Consider the following 14418-nt stretch of genomic DNA (forward strand, 5'->3'; position numbering starts at 1 on the left):
TGCAATCCCCCAAACCAAATATATACAATTATGGTGTATTCAAAAATATGTTGATTTTTTAACATTCAAAATATATAATAAAAAGGTAAGTAACCTTTTATTGATGAGTTTATCTTTTCAAATAAAGTTTTCAAATGTTTTTTTAAGGGAGGTTTGAACATGGGCAAGATGATTGAGATAAGATGGCACGGCCGAGGTGGCCAGGGTGCAAAGACAGCTTCACTTCTTTTAGCTGAAGCTGCTTTCAACACAGGCAAATACGTTCAAGGTTTTCCTGAGTATGGTCCAGAGCGAATGGGTGCTCCTATCACAGCTTACAACAGGATAAGCGATGAGAAGATTACAATTCACAGTAATATTTATGAACCTGACTATGTAGTTGTTGTGGATGAAACATTAATCGGAAGTGTTGATGTAACAAAAGGGCTCAAAAAAGATGGTGCAATAATTGTCAACACTTCAAAGTCTCCTGAAGAAGTAAAGAAGATGCTTGGGGATTTTGATGGAAAGGTTTACACAATTGACGCAAGAAAGATTTCAATGGAGTGTTTAGGTAAGTATTTCCCGAACATCCCTGTTCTTGGAGCAGTTATAAAGGTAACAGGCATTATTCCTGAAGAAGAAGCTATAAAAGATATGGAAGGGTCGCTTCGTCACAAGTTTGCAACAAAACCAGATGTGATAGAGGGTAACCTCAAAGCGTTTGTTAGAGGAATGCAGGAGGTGCAAGGATAATGAGAAAGATGAAAATAACAGAAGATGTTACATGGAAGGAAATAACACCGGCAGGTGTAATCATTGACCCGGGTAATGCAGAGGACTTTAAAACAGGCGATTGGAGAACAATGAGACCTGTTTGGCATGAAGATAAGTGCAAGCAGTGTTTGTTCTGCTTCTATGTATGTCCAGATTCATCAATAAAGGTTGAAAATGGGAAGATGGTCGGAGTTGACTATGACCACTGTAAAGGTTGCGGGGTTTGTACAGAGGTTTGTCCATTTAAGGCTTTTGACTTTGTAGAGGAGAAGAAATAAGAATTTTGAGTTTTTATAAGGAGGGGAAACTAAAAATGGCTATTCGTGATAGACTTTCTGGTAATGAAGCGATAGCTTTTGCGATGAAACAGATAAACCCTGATGTTGTTGCAGCTTTTCCAATTACACCTTCAACTGAAGTTCCACAGTATTTTTCTCAGTTTGTTGCAAACGGGGAAGTAGATACAGAATTTGTTGCTGTTGAGTCTGAGCACAGCGCAATGAGCGCATGTATAGGTGCATCAGCAGCAGGTGCAAGGACTATGACAGCCACATCCTCACAAGGTCTTGCACTTATGTGGGAGATGCTTTATATTGCAGCGTCAATGAGACTTCCAATTGTTATGGCAGTTATAAACAGAGCTCTTTCTGGTCCTATTAATATTCACAACGACCATTCAGATTCAATGGGTGCAAGAGACAGTGGCTGGATTCAGATTTACTGCGAAAACAACCAGGAAGCTTACGACTCTTTGATTCAGGCAATAAGAATTGCTGAGCACAAGGATGTAAGACTTCCTGTGATGGTTTGCTATGACGGATTTATTACAAGCCATGCTGTTGAAAATATAGAGCTTTTAGAAGATGAGCTTGTAAAGAAGTTTGTAGGTGAATACAATCCAGAGTTTTATCTTTTGAACGAGCAAAACCCAATTTCAATGGGTCCATTAGACTTACCGCCTTACTACTTTGAACACAAAAGACAGCAAGCTGAAGCTATGAAAAATGCTAAAAAGGTTGTACTTGAGATTGCAGACGAGTTTGCTTCCTTGACAGGAAGAAAGTATGGTCTTTTCGAAAGCTACAAGCTTGACGATGCAGAGGTTGCAATAGTTGTAATGAACTCCACAGCAGGAACTGCAAAGGCTGTTGTTGATGAGTATAGAAGCAAAGGATACAAGGTAGGTCTTTTAAAACCAAGACTATTCAGACCATTCCCTGTTGATGAGATTGTAGCAGCTCTTAAGCATTTGAAGGCTGTTGCTATAATGGATAAGGTTGATGGATTTAACGCAGCGGGTGGTCCACTTTTCACTGAGATTACAAGTGCTCTTTATGGAAGAGCAGATGGTATAAAGGCTATCAACTATATATATGGTCTTGGTGGAAGAGACGTTAAAACAGATGATATTGCAAAGGTTTATGACAGACTTCTTGACATTGTCAAGACAGGCAATGTTGGAGAAGTTTACAACTACATTGGTGTGAGAGAATAAGGAGGTGTGCTTTTAAAATGGCATACAATATAAAAGAACTTGCTGCAAGACCAGAGAGATTTACAGGTGGGCACAGAATGTGTGCTGGGTGCGGTGCACCTGTTGCTGTAAGAGCAATACTGCGCGCACTGAAACCCGAAGATAGAGCTGTTGTAGGTGTTGCAACAGGATGTTTGGAGGTTTCAAGCTGTATCTATCCATACACAGCATGGAAAGATTCATTTATTCACAGTGCATTTGAAAACGCTGCTGCAACAGTTTCTGGTGCTGAAGCTGCATATAGAGTTTTGAAGAAAAAGGGAAAAGTACAGGGAGAGTTTAAGTTTATCGCGTTTGGTGGCGACGGTGGCACATACGATATTGGTCTTCAGTCTCTTTCTGGTGCAATGGAAAGAGGGCATAACATGGTATATGTTTGTTATGACAACGGTGCTTATATGAACACAGGTATCCAGAGGTCTTCTGCAACACCACTTTATGCTGATACAACAACATCCCCACAGGGCAAAAAACTTCCAGGTAAGATGCAGTGGAGAAAAGATTTAACAGAAGTCATGGTTGCACATGGCATACCATATGTTGCGCAAACAGCATTCATTACTCCAAACCTCAAAGATTTAATTGAAAAGGCTGAAAAGGCACTTTACACAGATGGACCAGCATTTTTGAATGTTTTGGCTCCATGTCCAAGAGGTTGGAGATATGAGACCTCAAAATTAATTGAAATTTCGAAGCTTGCAGTTGATACATGTTTCTGGCCACTTTATGAAGTTGTAAATGGTCAGTACAGGCTCACTTACAAGCCAAAAGAAAAGCTTCCTGTTGTTGAGTTTTTAAAGACTCAAGGAAGGTTCAGACATCTGTTCAAAAAAGGGAATGAACACTTGATTGAACAAATTCAGCAAGAAGTTGACAGAAGATGGGAAAAGCTTTTGGAACTTTGTGGTGAGAAATAAGTAGTATAATGTGTAATAATTTTAATTTCGCATATAACGCAAGACCATATAAAGTAATAATTAAGAAAGGGGCTATCCAATTATCTTTGGACAGCCCCTTTTTGATATGTTTGTCTTTTATACTTTCATAATCAATGTTAAAATATATAAAAAGCATTAATGAGGTGAAAAGGTGAAGGTTGCATATTTAGGACCGGTCGGTTCATATTCATATGAGGCTGCAAAAAGATATTTTGATAAAGACCAGGAACTTGTTGCGTGTGATACAATAGATGATGTATTTGAAGCTGTTGAAGAAAATGAGGTTGAATTTGGAGTTGTTCCTGTTGAAAACTCCATTGAAGGAAGTGTCTCAACAACTCTTGATTATCTTTTAAAATCCCAGGTTTATATAGAAAAAGAAATAATCTTGAAGGTAGAACATTATCTTTGCGCAAAAGAGGAGAAAAAACAGATTTTAACAATTGCCTCACATCCGCAGGCGTTTTCGCAGTGCCATGACTATTTGAGAAAGAATTTTAAGCAGGCAAAACTAATACAAGTTAGCAGTACATCATATGCTGCAAGGTTGTGTGCAGAAGGTGAGGTGGATGGTGCAATCTGTTCACCTTTTGCAGCAGAGCAAAATAACCTAAAAATTTTGGCTGGACCAATAAACCAAGACAACAATTATACCAGATTTTTTGTTATAACCAAGAGCCCTAACTTTAAAAAAGGAGATAAAAACAAGACATCAATAATCTTTTCAACCTATGATAAACCGGGAAGCCTTTACAAAATTTTGGCTATTTTTAATCTTTACGATTTGAATTTAACAAAGATAGAGTCACGACCGGCAAAGACTAATCTTGGTGAATATGTTTTTTTTGTTGATATAGAAGGGTTTGTGGATGAAGAGGATGTGAGCGATGCGCTAAAGGTGGTTCAACGAAAATCTACATTTTTTAAGCTTCTAGGTTCTTATTCTGTCATTTTACCAGATGAATGAATTGATAATAAATTTAGGATGGATGTGAAGAAAAGATGAACAAAAAACTTTTAAATGAAGGACTTATTTTGATTGCTTTTGGAGTCTATCAGGTTATTTTGTTTTTACTTCAGTTTAATCCCATTTTGGCTTTGGTAGGTTTTCCTCTTTATGTTGTAGCAGTAAAAGAGAATTTTGTAAAAAGGATAGCTATATCATATGCCATTTCTGCTCTGATTATCATGATTATAGGGAAATCTCCAATTAATTTACTTTTTCTGTTGATTACATTTATCTTGCCCATATGCGTATTTTTGCTTTTGCGCGTTTCAAGAACTATTGTTATGGATTTTTCAGTACTCACTGCAGGATTTTTGCTGTATCAGGTACTTTTTATAAAGGCAATAAAGATTCTTTATAAGATAGATATAATTGCTCAACTTCTTTCTATTTTAAAAGGCATGTTTGAGGATTATTTTAAAATTGTTGGTGATGATAAACTTTCAGAAAAGTTGGTTGAATTTTTGAAACTCTTGATGCCAGGGTTTGTAATTGTTGAGGCAATTACATTGGCACTTGTAGGATATTATTTTATCAAATTTGTAGCGAACAAAGTTAGAATTCAAAAGGAATTTTTACCCTTTTCAAAGCTGTTTATGCCTAAAGAAGTAACAGTTGGAGTTGTAGTATTCTTTATACTTTCTCTATTTTTGACAAATATCAATACTCTTTATATTGTTGTAAGTAACATGACAATAATTCTTTCGTGGCTTTTGTTTATTCAAGCACTTTCTTTGATATATGCAGTAATAGCCGAGAAGATTTCTTCGCCATTTATTGGAGGTTGGCTTTTTGCAGTTTTGCTTGTACTTAGTATGCAATTTTTAATTTTATTGGTATTTATAGGTTTTCTGGACCTTGTATTTGATTTTAAAAAACGAAAACCAAAGAGGGTGGAATTGTGAAAGACAAAAAATCTCATTTTAGGTTTGATTTTTCTGTTTCGCAGGCAGGATTTATACTTTATTTAATATTTGATTCAGTAATTTTATATTTTAACATCAAGATTGGCTTGATTTGTCTTTCCTTAATTGTTTTGTTTGCCCTCTACAATTTTAGACTCAATAGAAAAAAGAATAAACAACTTTTAGAATATATAGAAACTCTAACTCTTAACATAGATTCAGCATCGAAAGATACACTTTTGAAGTTTCCATTTCCAATTCTTATTTCAGAGTACAATGGAGATATAATATGGTACAATCATAAATTTCTGAATACAGTCAAGAACAAGAAATTGATAGGCAGAAATCTTAAAGATGAACTGCCTGAGCTTTATTCAGCTGTTTTAGAGGGAAAGAGTAGACTTGAGAAGTTTGAGTATGAAGATAATTTTTTTGATGTTTTAGTAACTATTGTTGAGGTAGAAGAAGGTAAAAACGATAAGAAATTTTTAAATCTATTTTACTTTGTCGATGTTACTGATTTTGTTCTTCTTCAAAAGAAATATGAAATGCAAAATATTGTTTTTGGTTATTTGACTATTGACAACTATGAAGATGTTCTAAATTCTGCTCCAGAGGTATCTAAATCTTCTATTATTTCTGAGATAGAAAAGCGTGTCACTGATTGGTTTTACAATCAAATAAGGTCAGATGTGTTTTTAATGAAGTATGAACGTGACAAATACCTTTTTATATGTAATAAAGAAACATTTTACAAGATGCAGGAAAGAAGATTTAATATTTTAGAGCAGATAAAGGAAGTGAATCTGTACAATAAGATAATTCCTACCATAAGCTGTGGTATAGGTATAAGGCAGGATTCTATATTCCAGGCACAAAAGGATGCAAAAACAGCTCTTGACATGGCACTGAGCCGTGGAGGTGACCAGTTTGTAATATTCTATGATGGCAAGTTTGAATTTTATGGTGGTAAAACAAAAGAACATGAAAAACGCTCAAAAGTACGTTCGCGTGTTATGGCACAAACAATAAAAGAAATTGTGAAACATTCTGACAAAATATTTATCATTGGTCATCAGTATTTTGACCTCGATTGTCTGGGTGCAGCTGTAGGTTTGAGCAAGTTATGTTTAAATTTAGGTAAGGAAGTATACATTGTAATTAATTCCTACAATCCTACGATCAGAAACTTTCTTCAGATGCTACTTGATGATCCTCAATACCAGAATATAATAATTGATCAGCAGAAAGCTTTAAAGATGAAGACAAAGACTTCTCTTTTATTTGTAGTAGATACTCAAAGAACAAGTTATGTCGATATGCCACAGATGATTTTGGAATTTGAAAAGATAATTGTAATTGACCATCATAGAAGACCTACCGACTGGATTGAACAGGCTCTTATTTGCTATTCAGAAACATATGCGTCGTCTGTATCTGAACTTGTTGCCGAACTTTTGAGCTATGAAGGAATAAAACTCAAAAAGCTTGAGGCAGAGATACTTTTAGCGGGTATAATGATTGATACAAAAGGATTTACAAAGAATGTTGGTGTGAGAACATTTGAGGTTGCAACATACTTAAGAGAAAATGATGCTTTGCCAGAAGCAATCAAAGAGTATCTTAAGGAGGATTTAGATAGTTATGTTTTAAAGAATCAGCTCATTTCAAACTTGCAAATACTGCATAATAATATCGCGCTTGTTATTGATTATTCACAAGCTTGTCGAGATAATGTTATAATAGCAAAGGTAGCAGATGAACTTTTGAACATAAAAGGAATTGATGCATCATTTGTTGTCTGCAAAATAGAAGATAGTGTTTTGATAAGTGGTCGTTCAAATGGCAAAATAAATGTTCAACTTATATTAGAAAAAATTGGTGGTGGAGGTCATTTAGAAACAGCAGGAGCAAGGCTTGAAAAAATAAGTATTGATGAAGCAAAAGGGGTTCTTGTAAAAGCAATAGAAGAATATATAAATGAAAGCAAAAATTCTTAGAAAAGGAGTTGATCTTAGTTATGAAGGTTGTGCTTCTTCAAGATGTAAAAGGGCTTGGCAAAAAAGATTCAATAGTTGAAGTGAACGATGGATATGCAAGAAACTATTTAATTCCACGAAAACTTGCAGTACCTGCAACAGAAGGGATAGAAAAGCATATAAAAGAAAAGAAAGAAGCTGAACAAAAAAAGAAAGAAAAAGAGCTTGAAGTTGCAAAGGATTTAGCAAGTAAGCTTGAAAAAAGTCAGATTATTATAAAAGCAAAAGCAGGTGAAAATGGCAAACTTTTTGGTTCTATAACAAATAAAGAAATTGCTGAAGAGATAAAAAAACAGCTTGGAATTAATATTGATAAAAAGAAGATAGAGCTCGATGATCCAATAAAGCTTATCGGCAGCTATGATGTTATTATTAGACTATATCAAGGAGTTGTGGCAAAGCTCAAAGTTCATGTGACAGCAAGTTAAGTGAGTATGAGGAAGTGAGGTAAAAATGGAGCCCGACATTGTTCAAAATCAAAGTGAGATGCCTGAAAGCCGCGAAGCAGAAGAAGCGGTTGTAGGGGCGATGCTTTTAAGCCGCGAAGTAATTTCTGATGTTACTGAGATTTTGACAGAAGAGGATTTTGCAACGCCCCAGCTAAAAGAGATTTTTGCTGCTATTATGGACCTTTTTGAAGAGGGCAAACCGGTAGATGTCATAACTGTAGCTGAGAGACTGAGAGAAAGAGGTACATTTGATGCAGTTGGAGGAAATGAGTATCTGACAAACCTTGTGATAAATACTCCGACAACTGCAAATGCTACATATTATGCAAAGATTGTTGAAGAAAAGTCACTACTTAGGAAACTCATAAACTCTTCAATGAAGATTATTGAAAAGTGTAAGAGTCAGACAGAAAGAGTTGAAGATATTGTTGATTTTGCTGAAAAGACAATCTTCAATGTGATTTCTCACAAAAATTCAAAAGATTTTTCTCATTTAAAAGAGATATTAATTGAAACATATAACAAGATAGAGGAACTGTATCTCAGAAAATCGCATATTATAGGTGTACCCACAGGATTTGCTGAGTTTGACAGAATGACAGCAGGTCTTCAGCCATCAGACCTGATACTTATTGCAGCAAGACCTGCAATGGGGAAGACAAGTTTTGCACTCAATATTGTTCAGCATGCAGCTTTGAGAGCTGGTGTGCCCGTAGCGGTATTTAGTCTTGAGATGTCAAAAGAACAGCTTGTAACCCGTATGATTTGCTCAGAAGCAATGATAGATAGCCACAAGCTTAGAACTGGAAACTTAGAGGATGAAGAGTGGAAAAAGTTTGCAAAAGCTTTAGCACTTTTGTCAAACGCTCCAATTTATATTGACGATACACCTGCCATAACTGTTGCAGAAATGAGGGCAAAATGTAGAAGACTCAAGCTCAAAGAAAAAGGCCTTGGGCTTGTGATGGTTGACTATTTGCAGCTTATGACCGCTCGTGGCAGGTTTGAGAGCAAGCAACAGGAAATTGCAGAGATTTCAAGGTCATTAAAAGCCTTGGCAAGAGAGCTAAATGTTCCTGTACTTGCGCTTTCGCAGCTATCCCGCGCACCTGAAACAAGAGCTGACCACAGACCTATTCTTTCCGACCTTCGAGAAAGTGGCGCAATTGAACAGGATGCAGACATTGTTGCTTTTTTGTACAGAGATGAGTATTACAATCCTGACACTGACAAAAAACACATTGCAGAGCTAATAATTGCAAAGCACAGAAATGGACCTACTGGCACAATTGAACTTCTTTTCTTGGACAAACATACCAAGTTCAAAGATTTGGAGAAGAATAGATAAGTAAAAATAATTATGATATTAAAAAAGGGTGTGATGTTATTGTCAATTATCAGAGATTATTCTTTGTGGGAGGAAGGAATCAAAAAAATTAACTGGGCAAAAAGATTTATGCCTATTTTGAATCAGATAAAAAAAGAATATGATACAAAAAAACCGCTCACAGGTTTGAACGTAGCAATTTCTGTTCATCTTGAGGCAAAGACAGCAAATCTTGCCCTGCTTTTAAAAGATTTGGGTGCCAATGTGTTTGTTACAGGTTCTAACCCTTTATCTACTCAGGATGATGTTGCCAGTGCTCTTGTTCATGAGGGCATTGAAGTATTTGCGATAAGAGGTGTGGAGACATCCGAATATTTTGTTCATCTTGAAAAGACTCTTGAAAATAATATAGACCTTATAATCGATGACGGAGGAGACCTGACATATCTTCTTCACACAAAAAGGCAAGATTTGGCAAGCAGAATAATTGGCGGCTGTGAAGAGACAACAACAGGTGTAATCAGGCTCAGAGCGCTTGAAAAAGAGGGCAAGCTCAAATTTCCTATGATTGCAGTCAACAATGCTTTTTGCAAGCATCTTTTCGACAATCGAATTGGAACTGGTCAGTCTACTTGGGATGGGATAATGAGAACTACAAATATAACAGTTGCAGGCAAGTATGTGGTTGTTGCAGGATATGGTTTTTGCGGCAAAGGAATTGCAAAAAGAGCTCAAGGTCTTGGTGCAAAAGTAATTGTTGTAGAGATTGACCCAATCAAAGCATTAGAAGCATATATGGATGGATTTGAGGTAATGAAGATACAAGATGCCGCAAAGATTGGAGATCTTTTTGTTACTGCAACAGGGTGCAAGGATGTAATAAGGTATGAACATATTTTGCAAATGAAAGATGGAGCAATCTTGTGCAATAGCGGGCATTTTAATGTTGAGATTGATATTGCTACGCTTGAGAAAAAGGCAGTCAAAAAGTACGAAGCAAGAAAGAATATCCAGGGATATGTTCTTGAAAATGGCAAAGAAGTTTTTGTAATAGCAGAGGGAAGACTTGTTAACCTTGCAGCAGCAGATGGACACCCAATTGAGATTATGGATATGTCGTTTGCAATTCAAGCACTGTCAAGCATATACGTTGTGCAAAACCATGAAAAATTAGAAAATAGAGTGTATAATGTTCCAGCGGAAATTGACAGATTTGTTGCCGAGGTTAAGCTAAGATCTCTTGGCATTGAAATAGACAAGCTCACACCTGAGCAGGAAAAATACCTTGAAAGCTGGGAAGTGTAAGTATATGGATATATTGATTAAAAATGCTACAATTATTACTTGTAATGCACAAAATGAGGTTTTAAAGGGTGATATTTTTATCAAAAGTGGCAAGATTGCAAGGATAGCAGAAAATATAGAGCTATCTATTTATGAGCAAGCTACTGTTAAAGTCATTGAAGGAAAAGATTTAATAGCCATGCCGGGACTTATAAATGCACATACACACTGTGGTCAGACAATTTTGCGGTCTTTTGCAGATGATATGCCTTTGTATGAGTGGTTATTTGAAAAGATTTTCCCGGCAGAAGAAAAGCTCACAAAAGAGATGATTTATTTTTCTTCTCTTCTTGGCATTGCAGAGATGCTGAAAAGCGGCACAACAATGTTTTTTGATATGTACTTTCATGAAGATATGACAGCAAAAGCTGTTCAACAAACAGGTATAAAGGCAGTTTTATCACGAGGACTTCAGACAGATGAAAAAGAAGATGTTAGACTTGATGAGACAAAAGAGCTGTTTTATAATTATTCAAGTGACAGAATAAAAGTATTTTTTGGACCACATTCAATATACACTTGTTCATATAATCTTTTAGAAAAAGTTGCACAGCTTGCACAAGAATTCAAAACAGGGGTAATGATACATCTTAGTGAATCAGAAAATGAGGTCAATGAGTGTTACGAAAAGTATAATATCTCACCTGTAAAAATTTGTAGTCAGGCAGGGCTTTTTGATACAATTTGTATAGCAGCACACTGTGTATATGTAGATGATGAAGATATAGAAATATTGTCTGAGAAAAATGTATCTTGTGTTTACAATCCGACAAGCAATCTCAAACTGGGCAATGGTTTTGCACCTGTGCACAACATGATAAAGTCTGGCGTAAACGTTGCTATTGGTACAGATTCAGCAGCAAGCAACAACAACTTGAATATGCTTGAAGAGATGCACATTGCCTCTTTGCTTGAAAAAGGAATATACAGATTACCTGATATTTTGAATGCCCAGCAGATTCTCAAAATGGCTACAACAAATGCAGCAATGGCAGCAGGAATTTACAACACAGGAATTTTGCAAGAAGGTTTTTGTGCTGATATCGCACTTTTAAAAACAAAAGATTTTAATATGCTTCCGTGTTATAATCCTGTTTCTAACATTGTTTACAGTAGCAATCCTTCAAATGTGTATGCTACAATAGTTGATGGTCAGATTCTTTATATGGATGGCAAACTTTTTACAATTGATGAAGAGGCGCTTGTAAGAGAGATAAAAAGCATAGAGAAGTTTTTGAAAAAGAGTGTTTAGAAATCTTTTTAAGCCATGAAAGGAAGGACAAAAATTGCAGTATAAAAAGGCAACAAAAATAGCATTACAACTTTTTATTGTAACAGTCTTTACAAAACTTATAGGATTCATAAGGGAAGTGGCGTTCGGTGCAAGATTTGGTACAAGTGTAAAGGCAGATGCTTTCCCGCTTGCACTGCAGCTTCCAAATATCCTTTTTGCTTCTGTTTTTGCTGCTTTTTCAACCTCATTTATACCATTTTACACAGATATACGCGAAAAAAAAGGTGAGGATGAGGGAATAAAATTTACAAATAGTGTAATAAATACACTGCTTCTTGCATCGTCAATTGTTGCAATTTTAGGTTTTATATTTTCTAAACAACTTATTTTGCTTCAGGTTCATCAGAGCAAGGAACTTCAGATTATGTATGCCTCAAAAATTTTAAAAATTACAATCTTTATGATAATATTTACAAGTTCAACAAACATACTTCAGGGTTTTTTACAGGCAAACGGGAACTTTACAAAACCGGTACTCTCAAGCATTCCTTTTAATTTCTCAATTTTTGTTGCGATATTTTTGTCGTACTTTGAACCGTTCAAGAAATTTGATATATATATAGTGGCAGGAGGATTTGTTGTTGGGTATTTTTGGAGTTTGGTTTACCAGCTTAATAATTCAAAAAAATATGGCTTTAAATTTTATCCTGTGCTTGGTTTTAAAGATGAAAACATAAAAAAGATGATAAAATTTTCTTTCCCGGTTTTTATAAGCAGCAGCATGGCACAGCTTTATACCTTTATAGATAGATATCTTTTGACAGGAACGTCAACCGGTGCTGTTGCGGCTGTTGCATATGCAGGGAAGCTGAACGATATGGTGGTTGGAGTTTTTTCATCATCAATTTCTGTTTTGGCTTTTTCTACTTTATCTAATCTTCAGGCAAAAGGAGATAAAGAAAATTTTAGAAAATTTTTTGTGTCTGCAGTAAATTCAATTATACTAATGATGATGCCATTTGCAATTGGTGGTATGATTATGGCAAAAGAAATAACAAGATTAATCTACCAGAGAGGAAATTTTACCACTGAATCTACCCTGCTTACAGCATCACCACTTATGTTTTACTGTTTGGGTTTTGTAGGGCTTGGTCTTAGAGATATATTAAACAGAACTTTGTATGTTTTGAAAGATTCAAAAACAGCCGTAAAAAACGGTGTTATTGCTATTATTTGTAATATAATACTTGATGTAATATTTATTCATAAGTTCAAGCATACCGGTGCTGCTATGGCTTTTGCGACGGCAAACTACATTGCGGCAGTTTTGCTGTTTATTTCTCTTAGGAAAAAACTTGGTTCAATTGGCTGGAAAAGGATTGCAGGTGTATTTGTAAAGGCGTTTGTTGCAAGCTTGATAATGGGTGTCTTTGTATATGTATTTAAACAAAGATTTATTTATTTAACAATGCCGTTAAAGCATTTTGCTTTTTTTACTACAGCAAATATTTTGCTTGGAATGGGAATATATGCAGGGATTATATATCTTTTAAAAGTTGAAGAAGTAGGTTTTATTGTGAAGATGGTAAGAGAAAAATTTGGGATTTAAAAAACTAAAGAAAGGAGAAGAAGGTATTAAGATGGATATCGAACATCAATTGAAGGTTTTTAAAAAAGGTGCTGCTGAGATTATTACAGAAGAAGAACTTATTGAAAAGCTAAAGCAGGATAGACCTTTAAACATAAAACTTGGGCTTGACCCAAACGTGCCAGACGTTCATCTTGGCCATGCTGTTGTTTTAAGGAAACTTAAACAGCTTCAAGACCTTGGACACAATATAATCTTGATAATTGGTGATTTTACTGCAATGATTGGTGATCCAACTGGAAAGTCTGAGACAAGAAAACAGCTTACAAAAGAAGAGGTCCAAAAAAATGCAGAACCTTTCAAACAGCAGGTTTTAAAGATTCTTGACCCGCAAAAGACCACAATAAGATATAACAGTGAATGGCTTGAACCCATGAACTTTTTGGATGTAATAAACCTTGCATCAAAATACACAGTTGCAAGGATGCTTGAAAGAGAGACATTTAGGCAGAGGATGGAAAAGAACCTTCCACTTTCTATCCATGAATTCTTCTATCCACTTATGCAAGGTTATGACTCTGTTGTGATTGAAGCTGATGTTGAGCTTGGCGCAACCGAGCAAAAGTTCAATATACTTATGGGAAGGACGCTGCAAAAGGAGTATGGATGCAAAACAATTCAAGTTGCGCTGTTGATGCCCATCTTGGTTGGAACAGACGGGGTCAACAAGATGAGCAAAAGCCTTGGCAATTACATTGGTATAAACGAACCGCCAAATGTAATGTATGGCAAAGTGATGTCTATTCCTGACGAGGTTATGATTTCATACTATGAGCTTACAACTGATGTCGAACCAGAAGAGATTGAGGAAATTAGGAGAAAGCTTGAAGAAGGAACGCTTCATCCAAGAGATGCAAAGATGAGACTTGCAAGAGAGATTGTAAAGCTCTATCATGGCGAAGAGGCAGCAAAAAAGGCTGAAGAGGAATTTATAAAAGTGTTCCAGAAAAAAGACATACCAGATAACATTCCAGAGGTTGAGCTTCAAAGCTCAAAGGTTTACTTGCCAAGGTTTATGGTAGAAAATAAGCTCTGCTCATCTACGAGTGAGGGAATGAGACTTATCAAAAGTGGTGCTGTAAAATTAAATGGCGAAAAGATAAATGATCTTGACATTGAATTTCAAAATGGGGATGTTTTGCAAGTTGGCAAATTGAAATTTGTAAAGATAAAGCTTTTGTGAAGGTAAAACCTTCACAAAAGTTTTTTTATTGATATTAATTTGACTCATAGTCAAT

Annotated in this window: 13 protein-coding genes; all 13 read left to right on the top strand. The window is 35.7% G+C overall.

The genetic code is table 11. The features are described from left to right. Positions 1–159: 159 nt before the first annotated feature. The 13 genes from COB47_RS04015 (at position 160) to tyrS (ending at position 14363) form a co-directional block, all read left to right on the top strand. Complete coding sequence (locus COB47_RS04015) at positions 160–735, top strand: 2-oxoacid:acceptor oxidoreductase family protein (protein WP_013290122.1); 576 nt, start codon at positions 160–162, stop codon at positions 733–735. Continuing rightward, positions 735–1034 carry a 4Fe-4S binding protein gene (locus COB47_RS04020; protein ID WP_013290123.1) on the top strand — a complete coding sequence of 100 codons (300 nt, stop codon included), beginning with the start codon at positions 735–737 and terminating at the stop codon, positions 1032–1034. Before COB47_RS04015 ends, COB47_RS04020 begins: the two co-directional genes overlap by 1 nt. A gap of 35 nt (positions 1035–1069) precedes the next feature. Further along, positions 1070–2251, top strand: a complete 1182-nt coding sequence (gene porA, locus COB47_RS04025; protein WP_013290124.1) for a 2-ketoisovalerate ferredoxin oxidoreductase subunit alpha — start codon at positions 1070–1072, stop codon at positions 2249–2251. Positions 2252–2268: 17 nt separating this feature from the next. Continuing rightward, the gene (locus COB47_RS04030) at positions 2269–3207 is read left to right on the top strand and encodes a thiamine pyrophosphate-dependent enzyme (RefSeq protein WP_013290125.1); all 939 of its coding nucleotides are present in this window, start codon (positions 2269–2271) and stop codon (positions 3205–3207) included. Positions 3208–3379: 172 nt separating this feature from the next. Next, the gene (pheA, locus tag COB47_RS04035) at positions 3380–4195 is read left to right on the top strand and encodes a prephenate dehydratase (protein ID WP_013290126.1); all 816 of its coding nucleotides are present in this window, start codon (positions 3380–3382) and stop codon (positions 4193–4195) included. A gap of 35 nt (positions 4196–4230) precedes the next feature. Then, positions 4231–5139: a DUF2232 domain-containing protein gene (locus tag COB47_RS04040; RefSeq protein ID WP_013290127.1), complete on the top strand. Its 909-nt coding sequence runs from the start codon at positions 4231–4233 to the stop codon at positions 5137–5139. Beyond that, positions 5136–7139, top strand: a complete 2004-nt coding sequence (locus tag COB47_RS04045) for a DHH family phosphoesterase (RefSeq protein WP_013290128.1) — start codon at positions 5136–5138, stop codon at positions 7137–7139. Before COB47_RS04040 ends, COB47_RS04045 begins: the two co-directional genes overlap by 4 nt. A 20-nt stretch (positions 7140–7159) precedes the next feature. Continuing rightward, the gene (gene rplI, locus COB47_RS04050) at positions 7160–7606 is read left to right on the top strand and encodes a 50S ribosomal protein L9 (protein WP_013290129.1); all 447 of its coding nucleotides are present in this window, start codon (positions 7160–7162) and stop codon (positions 7604–7606) included. A 25-nt stretch (positions 7607–7631) separates the two neighbouring features. Beyond that, positions 7632–8975, top strand: a complete 1344-nt coding sequence (gene dnaB, locus COB47_RS04055; protein WP_013290130.1) for a replicative DNA helicase — start codon at positions 7632–7634, stop codon at positions 8973–8975. A gap of 33 nt (positions 8976–9008) precedes the next feature. Then, the gene (locus tag COB47_RS04060) at positions 9009–10259 is read left to right on the top strand and encodes an adenosylhomocysteinase (RefSeq protein WP_013290131.1); all 1251 of its coding nucleotides are present in this window, start codon (positions 9009–9011) and stop codon (positions 10257–10259) included. A gap of 4 nt (positions 10260–10263) precedes the next feature. Then, positions 10264–11550, top strand: coding sequence for an amidohydrolase (locus COB47_RS04065; RefSeq protein ID WP_013290132.1), 1287 nt, complete (start codon positions 10264–10266; stop codon positions 11548–11550). Between the two features lie 34 nt (positions 11551–11584). Then, on the top strand, positions 11585–13141 hold the full coding sequence (gene murJ, locus COB47_RS04070) for a murein biosynthesis integral membrane protein MurJ (RefSeq protein WP_013290133.1): 1557 nt from the start codon (positions 11585–11587) through the stop codon (positions 13139–13141). 31 nt (positions 13142–13172) lie between these two features. Further along, entirely contained in the window at positions 13173–14363 is a 1191-nt protein-coding gene (gene tyrS, locus COB47_RS04075) for a tyrosine--tRNA ligase (RefSeq protein WP_013290134.1), read from the top strand. The last annotated feature ends 55 nt before the right edge of the window (positions 14364–14418 follow it).

It is taken from the genome of Caldicellulosiruptor obsidiansis OB47 (genome assembly GCF_000145215.1).
Taxonomy (GTDB): domain Bacteria; phylum Bacillota; class Thermoanaerobacteria; order Caldicellulosiruptorales; family Caldicellulosiruptoraceae; genus Caldicellulosiruptor; species Caldicellulosiruptor obsidiansis.